This is a genomic window from Mycobacterium sp., from assembly GCF_025933915.1.
Classification (GTDB): Bacteria; Actinomycetota; Actinomycetes; order Mycobacteriales; family Mycobacteriaceae; genus Mycobacterium.
On record NZ_JAICZA010000056.1, the window covers coordinates 12,226 to 27,451 of the forward strand.

The window sequence follows — 15,226 nt, forward strand, 5'->3', positions numbered from 1 at the left end:
GTCATGCTTGCCCGGAAATTTTGTTCCGGACAACGAATTCCCTTGCCTTGATCAGGAATTCGAGCTGCTCACCAACTTGGTGTAGCGGGCCGGCGTTGCGGGTCGAGCGGGAGAGCACGATGGCCCCCTCCAGCGCGGCGATCGACGTCACGGCCAGCGACGCGGCATCGACGTCGTCGAAGCCGTCGTTGACGAACGCGCGGGTGAGCGCGGTGCACCAGCGGCCCAGGATGGCACCGGCCTCGGCGGACAGCTGAGGACCATCGTCCTCGGAACAGCCGATCGCCGCCGCCACCACCGGACAGCCGGCAGTGAAGCCGCCGTCGGTGAGCAGCCGTTCCCAGAACTCGACGAACTCCTGCAGCAACGCCCGGGCGCCGCGGCCGGCGGCGTCGTCGATCATGGCGGTGATGGAGTCGCCCGAGTAGCGCAGCGCTTCGGTCAGAATCTGATTGCGCCCGTCGGGAAAGTGGTAGTAGACCGAGCCGCGCGGGGCGCCGCTGCGGGCGAGCACCGCGTCGATGGTCACGCCCGCCGCTCCGCGCTCACGCATCACCTCAGCGGCGCTGGCCAGCATCTTTGTCCGCGTGCCCACGCGCTTGGCGGGGGCCTGCTCCTTGGTGGCGTCACCGATAGCCGGCACTGTCGCACCTCCCGGGGCCGGCGTCATGCCACGGACGAATGCCGCAACGCCGGCCAGTGCATATGGCGCGGGCTGAAGCGGAATGTCCGGCGCCGCAAGTTTGGCATCTCGCGGGTGAATTGATAGCCGGCGACGTTGAGCTCGATGATCCACATGGTGTTCTCCCGGCCTAGTGCTGCTTTCATGCGCCGGGGCCGGCGGCTCATGATTATGCTGAGAATCATATAAGACATTGGTCTACTAAGCAACTTGTTAGAGGTACTAAACTCGCAGACCAGGCAAATGTGTGACGCAGGTCATTGAGCTTATCTAGCGCGAAGCTGAGCTTATCGTAAGGATTATGCTTTATTGCATAATCTAGGGTTCTGAGATTCACTTGTGCGATGGCACACACGTTCAACCGCGCTGCCGCTCAGATCCTTCCCGCTCTCGACACCGTGACCCTGGAGCGCGACGGCCACGTTTTGCTGATCGGCCTGAACCGACCGCACAAACGCAACTCGTTCGACCGCGCGATGCTCGCCGATCTCTCCCGGGCCTACGCGCTGCTGGAGTCCGATCCCTCGGTGCGGGCCGGGGTGCTGTTCGCGCACGGCGACCACCTGACCGCCGGCCTGGATCTCGCCGACGTCGGCCCGGGCATCGCGTCCGGGGCGGATCCGTTCCCCGACGACGGTGCCGATCCCTTTCGGCTGGCGGGCGGCTGGACCACGCCACTGATCGCGGTCGCGCAGGGCTGGTGCATGACGCTGGGCATTGAGCTGCTGCTGGCCGCCGACATCCGCATCGCGGCCGCCGATGCCCGATTCACCCAGCTTGAGGTGCGGCGCGGGATCTACCCGTTCGGCGGCGCGACCATCCGGCTGCCGCGCGAGGCCGGCTGGGGCAACGCCATGCGCTGGCTGCTCACCGGCGACGAGTTCGACGCCGCCGAGGCGCACCGCATCGGGTTGGTCCAGGAGGTGGCCGACGATGCGGCCGCCGCCCTGGCCCGGGCGCGCGATATCGCGCACACGATCGCCGACCGCGCCGCGCCGTTAGGCGTGCAGGCCACGCTGGCGTCGGCGCACGTGGCCCGCGCCCAGGGTGATGCCGCCGCGGTCGAGCGGCTCCGTCCGGCCGTCATCGAACTCTTCGCCAGCGAGGACGCCGCCGAGGGCGTGCAGTCGTTCATCGAGCGACGCGACGCCCACTTCTCCGGCCGCTAAGACGTCTCAACGCCGAACGTGCACGCTCGGCGCGGAAGCGTTAGGCGTCGACGGTGTAACCCATCGGCATCAGCACGCTCTTCTGCTGCGTGAAGTGCTCGACGCCCTCCGGTCCGTTCTCGCGGCCGATGCCGGAGTTCTTGTAGCCGCCGAACGGGCAGCACGGGTCGAAGGCATACCAGTTGATGGCGTAGGTCCCGGTGCGGATCTTCTCCGAGATCTCGATGCCCTTGGGGATGTCGGAAGTCCACACGCTGCCGGCCAGGCCGTAGGCCGAGTCGTTGGCGATCTTGATCGCGTCCTCTTCGGTGTCGAACGGGATGATGCTCAGCACCGGCCCGAAGATCTCCTCCTGGGCGATCGTCATCTTGTTGTCGACGTCGGCGAACACCGTGGGCTGCACGAAGAAGCCGTTGTCCAGCCCCTCGGGGCGGCCGCCGCCGCACACCAGCCGGGCGCCCTCCTCGATGCCCTTGGCGATGTAGCCCTCGACGCGGGCGCGCTGCTTCTCCGAGATCAGCGATCCGATCTGGGCGGTCGGGTCCGACGGCGGTCCAACCGGCAGCGCCTGCACGAAAGTACTTACCGCGTCGACGATTTCGTCGTAGCGCGAGCGTGGCGCCAGGATGCGGGTCTGGCCGACGCAGGCCTGCCCGGTGTTCATGATCCCGGAGAACACCAGCATCGGGATCGCCGACGCCAGGTCGACGTCCTCGAGGACGATGGCCGCCGACTTACCGCCCAGCTCGAGCGTGCACGGCTTGAGCATCTCCGCGGCGCGACGGCCGATCTCCTTGCCGACGCCCGAGCTGCCGGTGAAGGTGAACAGGTCCACGTCGGGGTTCGACGTCAGCGCCTGGCCGGTCTCGATACCGCCGGGCACCACCGACAGCACACCCTCGGGCAGGCCGGCCTCGGCGAAGATCTCCGCCAAAGCGTTTGTGGTCAGCGGGGTTTCGGCGGCGGGCTTGAGCACCACGGTGCAGCCGGCCAGCAGCGCGGGGCCCAGCTTGTTGACGGCCAAAAACAGCGGCACGTTCCAGGCGACGATCGCGCCGACCACGCCGATCGGTTCGCGGTGCACGATGGTCTGGCCGTAGGAGCCGTTGCGGATCTCCCGCCACTTGATTTGGTCGACGGCCGGGCCGGCGAAGAAGTTCATCGCGCCCATCGAGCCCATCCAGTGCATCGTCTCGATGGTCGTCGGCGGCTGGCCGGTCTCCCCGGCGAGCAGCGCGCTCAGCAGCTCCTTGCGCTCCTCCATCAGCTTGGCCGCGTTGGCGATGACGGCCGCGCGTTCCTTCGGCGGCGTGGTGGGCCAGGGGCCGTTGTCGAACGCGGCCCGGGCCGCGGCGACAGCGGCGTCGACGTCCGCCGCGGCCGCCATCGGCGCCTTGCCGAAGTACTCGCCGGTGGCCGGACAACGCACCTCGATCACCTCAGAGGTCGACGGCTCGGTCCACTTGCCGCCGATGAAAAGCTTGTCGTATTCGGTCTTGATGTCGGTCATCTTCCGCCGCTCCTCATGTCCGTTGTGATCGCACTGCCCTGCTGATCGTCGCCGGCGGGCATGGGCGCCACCCTACCCAAGCCGGAGCAAAACGAGAACACGTTTCACTCTTGCGGTTGGAGCACCAGCACGAGATTGCTCACCAGGAACTCGCGCAGCACCGGCACGCCCGTCAACCACCACGCCCATCGCGGGTGGTAGCGCGGAAATGCCACCACCTTCGCCCCGGTGTTCTCGGCCCAGCTCAGCCCGTCGGCCGCCGACACGTCGAACAACGACGACCCGTAGTTGTTTTTCGCGGGACGGCCGTGCTTGCGGGCGTAGCGCGCGGCCGCGCGCTCGCCGCCGAGGTAGTGGGTCAGGCCCATCTCGTGGCCGCCGAACGGGCCCAGCCAGATGGTGTACGACAGCACGGTCAGCCCGCCGGGCTTGGTCACCCGCAGCATCTCGGCGCCGAGTTGCCAGGGCCGCGGTACGTGTTCGGCGACGTTGGACGACAGGCAGATGTCCACCGAATCGTCGGCGAACGGCAGCGCCATGCCCGACGCCCGGACGAAGGTTCCCGTCCCGCCGGCGACGGCGGGTCCGCCCGCGTGCATCTCACCCGGGTCGGGCTCGACCCCGATGTAGCCGACGCCGGCATCGGCGAAGGCCGCCGCGAAATAACCCGGGCCGCCTCCGACGTCGAGCAGGGTGCGGCCGGCCGGTGAGTCCCCGTGGGTCGCCCGCCACAGGTCGCCCACCATCGCCGCGGTGTCGGCGGCCAGTGCGCCGTAGAAGCGGTCCGGATCGGACCGCTCGTAGCGAAACTGCGACAGCAGCCGCACCGAGCGGGCCAGCGTCGCCCGGCGAGCGAAGACTCGCGTGGGATGCGGAGTCACGGGCACCGGCCCACCCTACGGCCGGCGGCACACATACTGTGGCGGCAAAGAGGGTACGGAAGCGTCGAAGGCGCAGACGATGACTCCGACGAAGGTGGCTCAGGCAACGAATGGATGTCCCCGATTGGGTATGGGCCCTGACCGTCTTGGGCATCGTCGGCCTGTTGGCGTTCGACTATTTCTTTCATGTCCGCAAGGCGCACGTTCCGACGCTGCGGGAGGCCGCGGTCTGGTCGGCCGCCTACGTCGGCGTCGCGCTGCTGTTCGGCGTGGGCCTACTCGTGTGGGGAGGCCATGAGGAGGGCCCGGAGTATTTCGCCGGGTACGTCACCGAAAAGGCGTTGTCGGTCGACAACCTGTTCGTCTTCCTGATGATCATGGCCAGCTTCCGGGTCCCGCGCGAGGACCAGCAGAAGGTGCTGCTGTTCGGGATCGCCTTCTCCCTCATCGCTCGCACCGGCTTCATCTTTCTCGGTGCCGCGCTGATCAACACCTTCGCGTGGGTCTTCTACCTGTTCGGGTTGATCCTGTTGATTGCCGCCGGCAGCATCCTGCGGCCGGACGACGCCGAGGAGTCCCGCAGGGCCGACAACGTCGTCATCCGGATGGCGAAGAAGGTCCTGCACACCTCCGAGCACTATGACGGCGACAAGTTGTTCACCACGGTGGACGGCCGGCGCGCCATGACGCCCATGCTGTTGGTGATGGTCGCCATCGGCGGCACGGACATGTTTTTCGCGCTCGACTCGATCCCGGCGATCTTCGGTCTGACCCAGAACGTCTACGTCGTCTTCACCGCGACGGCGTTCTCGCTGCTCGGCCTGCGGCAGCTGTACTTCCTCATCGAGGGCCTGCTGGACCGTCTCGTCTACCTCTCCTACGGGCTCGCGGCGATCCTCGGTTTCATCGGTATCAAGCTGATCTTGCATGCCCTGCACGAGAACAACGTCCCGTTCATCAACGATGGCGAGCCGGTGACCCTCGTCGAGATCAGCACCTACCTGTCGCTGGCCGTGATCATCGGTGTCCTCCTCGTCACCGTCGTCACCTCGTTGCTCAGCCCCATGGGCAAAGCCCGGACGGCGATCGCCGGCGCCCGCCGGCACGCGACGGCCTACCTCGACTCGGAATACACCCACGATCCCGCCGAACGCGAGCGCATCTTCCGCAAGCTGCTGGCCGAGCGCGATCAGATACTTGCGCTCGGCCCGAAGTACCGACAGCTGGTCCGCGACGAGCCGGCGCTGATCGACCTGTTCGACCGCGCGGCCGCCAAGCATGACGAGGCCGTCGGTCGCGGCGAGGCGGAGCCGTTCACCAGCATGGGGCTGACCTCCTGACCACCCCCACTGTGTAGGGTTGCGCCCTAGTGTTCGACTCCCTGCTTGAAGCGCTCGGCCATTCCTGGTGGGCGTATCCGCTGATCCTGGCCTCCTGCACATTCGACGCCATCCTTCCCCTGCTGCCGAGCGAGACGGCGCTGCTCACCGGGGGAATCCTCGCGGCCAACGGCTCGATGCTGCTGGGCTGGGTGATTGTCATGGCGGCCGTCGGTGCGTTCGTCGGCGACAACCTCGCGTACGCGATCGGCCACTCGGCCGACGATTGGGCCCGCCGCTGGATCACCCGCGGCGAGAAGGGGAAGCGGAGCCTGGACTGGGCGCACCGGGAATTGGACCGCCACGGTGGCCCCCTGGTGATCGTGGCGCGGTTCCTCCCGGGGGGTCGCACGGCCACCACCATCGCCTGCGGCGTGCTGGACTTTCCCTACCGCCAGTTCGTGGTGTTCGACGCGATCGGCGCCGTCGTGTGGGCGACACTCAACACGCTGATCGGCTACATCGGCGGCAACGCCTTCGCCCACAACACGATCGCGGCGTTCGCGGTGTCGTTCGCCGCGGCGCTGGGGCTGGCCGGAATCATCGAACTGATCCGCTGGATTCGCCGACGGGCCCGCCGGCAGCGGCAGGCGCAGCGCTAGCGGCCTTGCCATGGCGCCGACCGATTCCCATTAGGCTGACCGATGATGTCTGCTCTGCGCTCGGTCCTGCTGCTGTGCTGGCGCGATACCGGGCACCCGCAGGGCGGCGGCAGCGAAGCCTATCTGCAGCGCATCGGGGCGCAGCTGGCCGCGACGGGGACCGACGTCATGCTGCGCACCGCACGCTATCCGGGCGCGCCGCGCCGCGAGGTCGTCGACGGCGTGCGGATCGACCGCGCCGGTGGGCGCTACTCGGTGTACGTCTGGGCGTTGCTGGCGATGGCGATGTCCCGGCTCGGGCTGGGTCCGCTGCGCAAGGTGCGGCCCGACGTGGTCGTCGACACCCAGAACGGCCTGCCCTTCCTGGCCCGGTTGGTCTACGGCCGGCGGGTGGTGGTGCTGGTGCACCATTGCCACCGCCAGCAGTGGCCGGTGGCCGGACCGGTGCTATCCAGGCTCGGCTGGTTCGTCGAGTCGACACTGTCGCCGCGGCTCAACCGGCGCAACCAGTACGTGACGGTGTCGCTGCCGTCCGCGCGCGACCTGGTCACCCTGGGCGTCAACGGTGCGCAGATCGCGGTGGTGCGCAACGGCCTGGATCGGGCGCCGGCGCAATCGTTGTCGGGCCCGCGTGCGGCCGCGCCGCGGGTGGTGGTGCTGTCGCGGCTGGTGCCGCACAAGCAGATCGAGGACGCGCTGGAAGCGGTGGCCCGGCTGCTGCCGCGGACACCGGGTCTGCACCTCGACATCGTCGGCGACGGCTGGTGGCGAGGGCGCCTCGTCGAGCACGTGCAACGGCTCGGTATCAGCTCGGCGGTGACCTTCCACGGTCACGTCGACGACGTGACCAAACACCATGTGCTGCAAGGGGCTTGGGTGCACGTGCTGCCCTCACGCAAGGAGGGCTGGGGTCTGGCGGTCGTCGAGGCGGCCCAGCACGGTGTGCCGACCATCGGCTATCGATCCTCGGGCGGCCTGTCGGACTCGATCGTCGACGGGGTGACCGGCATTCTGGTCGACACCCACACCGAGCTGGTGGACCGGCTCGAAGAACTGCTCGCCGATCCGGTGCTGCGTGATCAACTCGGCACCAAGGCGCACACCCGCAGCGGTGAATTCTCCTGGGCGCAAAGCGCCGACGCGATGCGCAGCGTGCTGCAAGCGGTGCAATCCGGTCACACGGTCAGCGGGCTAGTCACCGGGCGTGGCTGACCGGGCGCGGCGCCGCCATGCGTCGATTCCCGCGCCGGCACCACCCACGATCAGCAGCGCCAGCCACGCCAGATGGGCGAACATCGTCGCCGCCCGGCGATCGGCGGGCACCCCGGCGCTCTGGCCGCCGATCCGGTAGAGCTCGATCTCGTTGTCCCGATGGACCGGCGCCAGCGCGCTCAGCGTGCGCGCGGCCGCCCCCATGTCGCCGGCGCTGCCCGATTCCACCACCAGCCAGCCCACGCCGGCCGCGGCCAGGGCCGACGGGTCGGGACCGGTCAGCAGCAGCTCCCGCACGGCCCGGGCATGCGCGCCCTCGCCGGGAATGGTGGTTCCCGAGATCACCAGGTCGCCGCTGGTCAGCACCTCGGCGCGGACCCAGCGCGGCAGCGGGTCCAAGACCGGCGCGGCGCCCGACCAAGGGAAAAGGCGCATCGTCCCGGCCGGCAACACCGCTATCGTTCCTGGATCCCCGGCCGGTTCGTTGATCGCCGTGGCGACGGCGGCCCAGCCGCGCGGGTAGTGCACCGGCGACACCTTGCCCCCCACGCCCCAGGCCAGGTCGGGCAGCGCCAGCAGCAGCGCCAGGCAGCAGATCGGCGCCGTCACAACGTCTGTCGGGGGCGGCACCCACCTTCGCAACGTCACCACCGCGCCGGCCCCCGCCAGGGCGTAGCCCGGCACCGCCAGCGCCACCCACTTCTGCCCATCGCGCAGCACACCGACACCGGGTGCGGCGTCGACCACCGCGCCCAGCAGGTGTAGGCCCGGCCCGGTGGCCAGCGCGGCCGGGACCAGCACCGACACCGCGGCCAGCACCAGCAGCGGCACCGCCACCGGGCGGCGCGTGACCGTCGGCAGGCCCGCCGCCACTACCCCCAGCAGCACCACGGCCGAAAACACCGCGAAAAGCGTTGCGCGCGAACCGGGTACGGCGTCGCCGTTCCAGATTCCGCCGAGGCTGGCCAGGCTGGCGAGCGTGCCCAGGCCGGGCTCGGCGCGCGGCGCGAACGCCTCGACGCCCAGCCGGTTGGCCGCCGTGTGGGCGGTCAGCGACGCACCCAGCACCGACGCGACCAGCCAGGGCAGCGCCGCCACCAGCGCGGCACCCAGCGCCGCCGCCGCGCACCACCAGCGCGGCCGGCCCGCACCGGCGACGCTCACGCAAACCAGCGCCACCGTCGCGGCCAGCAGCAGCCCGGTCGGGGTCAGCCCGGCCAGCCCGATCCAGAAGGCCAGCCCGAAGAACCCCATCCGGCCGGCCCCCGTCGTCCGCAGCGTCAGCATGGCCGTGGCCACCCAGGGCAGGCAGCCGTAGCCGACCAGCAGGCTCCAATGGCCCTGCAGAAGCCGTTCTGCGACATAGGGATTCCAGATCGCCAGCGTGGTGGCGACCAACTGGCCGGGTGCTCCGGCACCCGGCAGTGCCACCTCGACCAGCCGGGCCGCACCCCAGCCCGCCAGCCACAACCCCAGCACGAGCAGCGCCTTGACCACGACGCCGCCGTCGACCAGGTGTGAGGCCAGCGCCACGGCGAAATCCTGGGGGGTGGCGCGCGGCGCGGACGTCAGCCCCAACGCGGTATCGGACAGGTATGACCGCGGCGTCGACACCGCGTCACGCAGCAGCAGGTACCCCGGGGCCAGCAGCGGCCCGACCACCAGCAGCGCCAGGACCAGTGCGTATCCGGGACGGGTCCAGCGCACGACTAACGCATCCGGGCCGGGCTATTCCCGGTCGTGCGGGCCGGGCGGATTCGACTCGGTGGGCCCCGCTTCGGTCGGCTCGTCCGGGCCGGAAGTTCCGGGCGGGCCCTGCGCTTCGGCGCCGGGCGAACCGGACTCCTGACGCAGATCGGGGCGCTGGGTGGGCAGCTTCTCGGTCTCGGCTTCGGCGCCGGGCACCGGCTCTTCGAGGCCGCTGCGGCCGAAGAAGTCCTGATCGCCACGGACCAGGCCCGGGTCGGTCAGCGCGCTCTCACTGCGCAGGCTGAACGAGGCGAGCAGCCCCCCGCCGACCAACGCGATCAAGCCGACCGCGGTGAAGGTGATCGGCAGCACCCGCGACCACAGCGCCAGCCGGTCGCGCTCATCGCGGGCAGCGTTGACCTGGGATTCCACGGTGTCCTCGTTCGAGGTGACCTTGTAGTCGGCCAGGGTGAGCTCCGGCTTGAGCGGGTCACGGGCGAAGTAGTGGTCGGCGTGCTCGGTCTTTTTGACGATGGTGCCCGACACCGGGTCCACCCAGAACGTGCGCTGCGCCGCGTAGTAGCGGGTCATGGTGATCTGTTCGTTCGGATCGCCGCCCTGGACGCCCCACATCGCCGCCGAAGTGGTCTGCTTGGCGTCCTCGTTGCCGGCCAACAGCGACGGGTACGCCACCGGGGCCACCAGCCTGCCGTCGGCGTTGTAGCCGACGTTCTGGGTGAACTTGTAGGTGGTCAGCCCGTTGACGTCTTCCTCGGTGTCGTAGTTGACGTCGAACGGCTTCTGCGCGATCGCATCGAAATAGGGATAGGTCTTCTTCTCGGTGTGGAACGGGAACCGGTAGGACAGCCCGTCGTGGCGCAGCGGCATCGCGGTGGGCGGGTTCTCGTCGTTGACGGCGCGCGGTTTCTGGATCGCGCCGCCGGCGTGGGTGTCGTCGGAGACGGCCAGCGCGGTCTTGCGGTTGAGCGTGACGGTGTCGACGATCGCCAGCAGCAGCCCGCTGTCCTTCTGCTTGTCAGTGCGTCGCAACGAACTTCCGACCTGCAGCGTGACGACGTCGGCGTTGGCGGGCGACTCGACGCTGATCTGCTGCTGGGCGACCAGCGGCACGTTCTGGTTGACGACGACGTGGTCGGTCGACAACGACGCGGAGTCCAGCGCCGTCCCGGTGCCGTCACCGACCAGCGTGGCGTCGATGTCCAGGGGGACCTTGGTGATCCTGCTGGTGGTGTACGTCGACAACAGCAGCGCGGCGATCAGCAGGGCGGCCCCGAGTCCGATGATCCCGCATGCGGCGAACCGCAACATGACTGCTCGGTTCACGTCGCTGTGCCCTCCTCATGATCCCTTGTTTTGCTCAGCCGCGACCCGACCCGAGCGAGCAGCCCGGGGCAAACTCGTCTGACCCTAACAGCAGAAACTAAGGCGGCGGCTTACGAACCTGATGCTCGGGCGGGCGGGTACCTCGGGTGTACCCATTCGTCGGGCAACCCGGCACAGGCACACTGTGGTGGTGAGCGACGACCAGCGGGTGGGCGGGGTGCGCAGCTTCCTGCCGGCGGTGGAGGGCATGCGCGCCTGCGCGGCCATGGGCGTGGTGGTCACGCACGTCGCTTTCCAGACCGGGCACTCCAGCGGCGCCTCCGGCCGGCTGTTCGGGCGCTTCGATCTCGCCGTCGCGGTGTTCTTCGCGCTGTCGGGGTTCCTGCTGTGGCGCGGGCATGCCGCGGCGGCAAGGGATCTGGGAGCCCGCCCGCGCACCGGCCACTACCTGCGGTCCAGGGTCGTGCGCATCATGCCCGCCTATGTGGTGGCGGTCGTCGTGATCCTGACCCTGTTACCCGACGCCGATCACGCGAGTCCGACGGTGTGGCTGGCCAACCTCACACTGACCCAGATCTATGTGCCGCTCACGTTGACCGGTGGGCTGACCCAGATGTGGAGCCTGTCGGTCGAGGTCAGCTTCTATCTGGCGCTGCCCGTTCTCGCGCTGCTGGCCCGCCGCCTGCCGGTGCGCGCGCGGGTGCCGGTGATCGCCGCGCTGGGGGCGCTCAGCTGGGCGTGGGGCTGGGTGCCGGGGCACGGGGCCGAGGGCATCAACCCGCTCAACTGGCCGCCGGCGTTCTTCTCCTGGTTCGCCGCCGGCATGCTGCTGGCGGAGTGGGTCCACAGCGGCGTCGGGCTCCCGCACCGCATCGCGCGCCATCGCCTGGTGATGGGCGTCGCCGCGGTGGCGGCCTACCTGGTCGCGGCGTCGCCACTGGCCGGCCCGGAAGGCCTGGTGCCCGGCACGCCCGCCCAGTTCGCGGTGAAGACCGCGATGGGCGCGCTGGTGGCCTTCGCGTTGGTCGCGCCGTTGGTGCTGGACCGTCCCGACACCGGTCACCGGCTGTTGGGCACCGCCGCCATGGTCACCCTGGGCCGCTGGTCCTACGGCCTGTTCATCTGGCACCTGGCCGCGTTGGCCATGGTGTTCCCGGTCGTCGGGACGTTCCCGTTCACCGGCAACATGCCGACGGTGTTGGTGGTGACGCTGATCTTCGGGTTCGCGATCGCCGCGGTCAGCTACGCGCTGGTCGAGTCGCCCTGCCGAGAAGCCTTGCGCCGCTGGGAGAAACGCCAGAGGCCGGCCGAAGCCGCCGAGGCCGTCGATGCGGAGGCGGACGCGATCGCGCCCTAATCGGCGCGGTCGCGGGTCACCCGGCTGCCGCGGTCTGAAGTCGCTGCATGACCTGGGCCCGGACCGCGGACCGGCGGGCCTTGCCGGCGTCGTCGCGGAGCGGGGTGTCGACGAACTCGATGAAGTCGGGGGTGGGCGGAACCTTGTACGCCGCCAGGTGTTCGCGCAGGAACGCCTGCACGCCCGCGCAGTCCAGGGTGGAGCCGTCGGCCGTGTGCACCAGGGCGTAGGGCACCTGACCCAGGTCACCGGCGTTCGGGTCGGGGACACCGACGACCAGACAGGACAACACGTCCGGGTGCGCCGACAGCGCGTTCTCGATCTCGGCGGGGTAGACGTTGCGGCCGCCGACGGTGAACATGTCGACCCGCCGGTCCGACAGATACAGGAACCCGTCCTCGTCGAAATAGCCGAGATCGCCCAGCGAGTCCCAGCCGTCGCGGCTCTTCGCCGTGGCACCGACGTAGCGATAGGTGGGCGCGCTACCGGGGCCGGGCCGCATGTAGATCTCGCCGACCACACCGGGCGGACACGGGTTGCCGTCGTCGTCGAGCACCTTCATCTCCCCGGCGACCACCACGCCCACCGAACCCCGGTGCGCCAGCCACTGGTCGCCGGAGATGAAGGTCAGCGCCTGTAATTCGGTGCCGCCGTAGAGTTCCCAGACCTTTTCCGCACCCAGCAGATCGATCCAAGCCTGCTTTATGGCCGGCGGGCACGGCGCCCCCAGGTGCCAGAACCGCCGCAGCGAGGAGAGGTCGTAGCAGCTCGGGTCGCCGTGGTAGACCGGCAGCGTCCGCTGCATGATCGTCGGCACCGTCGTGAGGAACGTGACGCGGTGGTCGGTGATCAGCCGCAGGAACTGGTGCGGGTCGAACCGGCTCATCAGCACCAGGTGATGGCGCATCAGCAGCGCGATGGTCGCGGTGGTGAAGCCGGTGTTGTGACTCAGCGGCAGCGGCACCAACGTGGTGTCGCCCTCCTGGGCGCCCAGCGGATAGCCGATCAGCGGCGGTATCCGGCTGTCGCCGCCGGCTTCGATCAGCTTGGGCCGGCCGGTGCTGCCGCCGGATCCCATCGCCTTCCACACCGGTGATACGGCTTCCGGCAGCGGGCCGTCCGACAGCGCCGGATCGGGGGTGAAACACGCTGGTACACTGGGGAATTCGAAATGATCACCGTCACGCCCGACCAGCAATGCGGACGGCCGCAGGTCCAGCAGGCCCTGCAACTCCGCGTCGGGCAACCGCGCCGACAGCGGCTGGGGGACCGCGCCCAGCTTCCAGCAGGCCACCGCGGCCTGGATCCACTCGACCGAGTTCGGCAGCACCATGGTCACGTAGTCGCCGACACCCACGCCCCGCTCGGCGTAGGCCCGGGCCAGCCGGTTCGTCGAGCGGTCGAGCTCGGCACGGGTCAGCGTCACCCCGTCACAGGTGACCGCGGGCTCGTCGGGAGCGAGTTGGGCAAGCTGTGAAATCTGGGTGCCGATCGGGGGCGCCGGCTCACCCTGGGTCATTTAGTAGGCGCCCGTCTGCTCGAAGATGCGGCGCGGATTGTCGACCAGCATGGTGTGCAGTTGCTCGTCGGTCACGCCGCGCTCCTTGAGCGCGGGGATCACGTCGTTGTGGATGTGCAGGTAGTGCCAGTTCGGCATCACCTGTGGCACCAGCTCTTCAGGCAGCGCGTCGAAGTAGCAGTTGGCGTCGTGGGACAGCACCATCTTGTCGGCGTGACCGCGCTCGCACATCTGCGCGACGATGTTCACCCGGTCCTCGAAGGGCGAGATCGCGTCGATGCCGAACCGGTCCATGCCCAAATACGATCCGGCCGCGATCAGCTCTTCGAGGTAGCCGACGTCCGTGCTGTCGCCGGAGTGCCCGATGACCACCCGGCTCAGGTCGACGCCCTCGGATTCGAAGATCCGCTGCTGTTCGAGGCCGCGCCGCAGTCCGGCGTGGGTGTGCGTGGAGATCGGCACCCCCGTCCGCTTGTGCGCTTGGGCGACCGCGCGCAGCACCCGCTCGACGCCCGGGGTGACGCCGGGCGCATCGGTGGCGCACTTGAGGATGCCGGCCTTGATGCCGGTGTCGGCGATGCCCTGCTCGATGTCGCGGACGAACATGTCGGTCATGATCTCCGGGCCGCCCAGCTCGGCGCCCGGACCCAGGTAGTGGAAATAGAACGGCACGTCGTTGTAGGTGTAAAGCCCGGTCGCCACAACGATATTCAGTTCGGTCGCCGCCGCGACCCGGGCGATGCGCGGGATGTAACGGCCCAGGCCGATCACGGTGAGGTCGACGATGGTGTCCACGCCACGGGCCTTCAGCTCGTTGAGCCTGTCGATGGCGTCGGCCACCCGTCGTTCTTCGTCGCCCCATGCGTCGGGATAGTTCTCGGCGATCTCGGTGGTCATGATGAACACGTGCTCATGCATGAGGGTCACGCCTAACTGAGCGGTATCGATGGACCCGCGAGCGGTATTGAGTTCTGACACGTGACTGATGCTAGGTGGACTGGCACCGGACGAACAGGGTCGTTTTGTTCCGGTGTGCCCCGACGGCCGCGCTGGTGCAGTACCGTCACCCTCGTCTTCGTCGAGAACCCGCTGGGAGTCCCACCATGTTGCTCAATCCCCACCACTTGCAACGCCAGTACCCAGACCGCCGCTCTGCAGAGATCATGGCCGCGACGGTGGACTTCTTCGAGTCCCGGGGAAAGGCGCGGTTGAAGTCCGACGACCACGAACGGGTGTGGTACTCCGACTTTTTGGACCACATCGGCCGCGAGCGCATCTTCGCGTCGTTGCTGACGCCCAGCGCCCATGGCGCTTCGGATGACTTGGCCTGTCGCTGGGACACCTACCGGATCAGCGCGTTCGCCGAGATCGTCGGCTTCTACGGGCTGAATTACTGGTATCCCTTCCAGGTCACCGCCCTGGGTCTGGGCCCGATCTGGATGAGCGCCAACGAGGACGCCAAGCGCAAGGCCGCCGCGTTGCTCGAGGCCGGCGAGGTGTTCGCGTTCGGCCTGTCGGAGCAGACGCACGGCGCCGACGTCTACCAGACCGACATGAACCTCACGCCGTCTGACGGTGGATGGAGCGCCACCGGGGAGAAGTACTACATCGGCAACGCCAACGTGGCCCGGATGGTCTCCACCTTCGGCAAGTTCGCCGGCGGCTCGAAGAACGAAGCCGAGTACGTGTTCTTCGCCGCCGACTCCCAGCACGAGCGCTACCACCTGATCAAGAACGTCGTGAATTCGCAGAACTACGTCGCCAACTACGCGCTGCGCGACTACCCGGTGACCGAGGCCGACATCCTGCACCGCGGCCCCGAGGCGTTCCACGCCGCGCTGAACACCGTCAACGTCTGCAAGTACAACCTGGGCTGGGGCGC

Annotated in this window: 14 protein-coding genes; 6 read left to right on the forward strand and 8 right to left on the reverse strand. The window is 68.9% G+C overall.

Going from position 1 to position 15,226, the window contains the following annotated elements:
* Position 1: 1 nt before the first annotated feature.
* A complete protein-coding gene (locus tag Q0W90_RS11275) occupies positions 2-670 on the reverse strand; it encodes a TetR/AcrR family transcriptional regulator (protein WP_297595671.1) in 669 nt (222 codons plus the stop codon).
* Positions 667-828, reverse strand: a complete 162-nt coding sequence (locus Q0W90_RS11280) for a hypothetical protein (protein WP_297595680.1) — start codon at positions 826-828, stop codon at positions 667-669. Before Q0W90_RS11280 ends, Q0W90_RS11275 begins: the two co-directional genes overlap by 4 nt.
* A 198-nt stretch (positions 829-1,026) precedes the next feature.
* Here Q0W90_RS11280 and Q0W90_RS11285 point away from each other — a divergent pair, with 198 nt between their 5' ends.
* A complete protein-coding gene (locus tag Q0W90_RS11285; RefSeq protein WP_297774575.1) occupies positions 1,027-1,851 on the forward strand; it encodes a crotonase/enoyl-CoA hydratase family protein in 825 nt (274 codons plus the stop codon).
* A gap of 40 nt (positions 1,852-1,891) precedes the next feature.
* Here Q0W90_RS11285 and Q0W90_RS11290 read toward each other — a convergent pair whose 3' ends face one another.
* Positions 1,892-3,361, reverse strand: coding sequence for an aldehyde dehydrogenase (locus tag Q0W90_RS11290; protein WP_297774577.1), 1,470 nt, complete (start codon positions 3,359-3,361; stop codon positions 1,892-1,894).
* Between the two features lie 104 nt (positions 3,362-3,465).
* Positions 3,466-4,242, reverse strand: coding sequence for a class I SAM-dependent methyltransferase (locus tag Q0W90_RS11295; protein ID WP_297595679.1), 777 nt, complete (start codon positions 4,240-4,242; stop codon positions 3,466-3,468).
* A gap of 110 nt (positions 4,243-4,352) precedes the next feature.
* Here Q0W90_RS11295 and Q0W90_RS11300 point away from each other — a divergent pair, with 110 nt between their 5' ends.
* The 3 genes from Q0W90_RS11300 to Q0W90_RS11310 are packed head-to-tail and all read left to right on the forward strand — an operon-like array spanning position 4,353 to position 7,435.
* Positions 4,353-5,582: a TerC family protein gene (locus Q0W90_RS11300; protein ID WP_297595667.1), complete on the forward strand. Its 1,230-nt coding sequence runs from the start codon at positions 4,353-4,355 to the stop codon at positions 5,580-5,582.
* Between the two features lie 29 nt (positions 5,583-5,611).
* The gene (locus Q0W90_RS11305; protein WP_297595666.1) at positions 5,612-6,223 is read left to right on the forward strand and encodes a DedA family protein; all 612 of its coding nucleotides are present in this window, start codon (positions 5,612-5,614) and stop codon (positions 6,221-6,223) included.
* 45 nt (positions 6,224-6,268) lie between these two features.
* Complete coding sequence (locus tag Q0W90_RS11310) at positions 6,269-7,435, forward strand: glycosyltransferase family 4 protein (protein WP_297595665.1); 1,167 nt, start codon at positions 6,269-6,271, stop codon at positions 7,433-7,435.
* Here Q0W90_RS11310 and Q0W90_RS11315 read toward each other — a convergent pair.
* Entirely contained in the window at positions 7,415-9,142 is a 1,728-nt protein-coding gene (locus tag Q0W90_RS11315; RefSeq protein WP_297774580.1) for a hypothetical protein, read from the reverse strand. The two genes, Q0W90_RS11310 and Q0W90_RS11315, sit on opposite strands and share 21 nt — an antisense overlap.
* 21 nt (positions 9,143-9,163) lie before the next feature.
* Positions 9,164-10,468: a DUF3068 domain-containing protein gene (locus Q0W90_RS11320; protein WP_297595663.1), complete on the reverse strand. Its 1,305-nt coding sequence runs from the start codon at positions 10,466-10,468 to the stop codon at positions 9,164-9,166.
* Between the two features lie 121 nt (positions 10,469-10,589).
* Here Q0W90_RS11320 and Q0W90_RS11325 point away from each other — a divergent pair, with 121 nt between their 5' ends.
* Positions 10,590-11,825 (forward strand): acyltransferase, encoded by a 1,236-nt coding sequence (locus Q0W90_RS11325; RefSeq protein ID WP_297595662.1) that lies wholly within the window; start codon positions 10,590-10,592, stop codon positions 11,823-11,825.
* Between the two features lie 16 nt (positions 11,826-11,841).
* Here Q0W90_RS11325 and Q0W90_RS11330 read toward each other — a convergent pair whose 3' ends face one another.
* Positions 11,842-13,344, reverse strand: a complete 1,503-nt coding sequence (locus Q0W90_RS11330) for an AMP-binding protein (RefSeq protein ID WP_297774582.1) — start codon at positions 13,342-13,344, stop codon at positions 11,842-11,844.
* Positions 13,345-14,322 (reverse strand): phosphotriesterase-related protein, encoded by a 978-nt coding sequence (locus tag Q0W90_RS11335; protein WP_297595659.1) that lies wholly within the window; start codon positions 14,320-14,322, stop codon positions 13,345-13,347.
* Between the two features lie 125 nt (positions 14,323-14,447).
* On the opposite strand from Q0W90_RS11335, the gene Q0W90_RS11340 reads away from it, so the two are divergent.
* Positions 14,448-15,226: acyl-CoA dehydrogenase family protein (locus tag Q0W90_RS11340; protein ID WP_297774584.1), on the forward strand; the 779-nt coding region annotated here is incomplete at its 3' end.

Excerpts from the sequence above, each read along its gene's own strand:
- Q0W90_RS11330 (WP_297774582.1), bottom strand. The coding sequence starts at position 13,344 with ATGACCCAGGGTGAGCCGGCGCCCCCGATCGGCACCCAGATTTCACAG.
- Q0W90_RS11300 (WP_297595667.1), top strand. The coding sequence starts at position 4,353 with ATGGATGTCCCCGATTGGGTATGGGCCCTGACCGTCTTGGGCATCGTC.
- Q0W90_RS11275 (WP_297595671.1), bottom strand. The coding sequence starts at position 670 with ATGACGCCGGCCCCGGGAGGTGCGACAGTGCCGGCTATCGGTGACGCC.
- Q0W90_RS11280 (WP_297595680.1), bottom strand. The coding sequence starts at position 828 with ATGAAAGCAGCACTAGGCCGGGAGAACACCATGTGGATCATCGAGCTC.
- Q0W90_RS11285 (WP_297774575.1), top strand. The coding sequence starts at position 1,027 with ATGGCACACACGTTCAACCGCGCTGCCGCTCAGATCCTTCCCGCTCTC.
- Q0W90_RS11325 (WP_297595662.1), top strand. The coding sequence starts at position 10,590 with ATGCTCGGGCGGGCGGGTACCTCGGGTGTACCCATTCGTCGGGCAACC.
- Q0W90_RS11310 (WP_297595665.1), top strand. The coding sequence starts at position 6,269 with ATGTCTGCTCTGCGCTCGGTCCTGCTGCTGTGCTGGCGCGATACCGGG.
- Q0W90_RS11290 (WP_297774577.1), bottom strand. The coding sequence starts at position 3,361 with ATGACCGACATCAAGACCGAATACGACAAGCTTTTCATCGGCGGCAAG.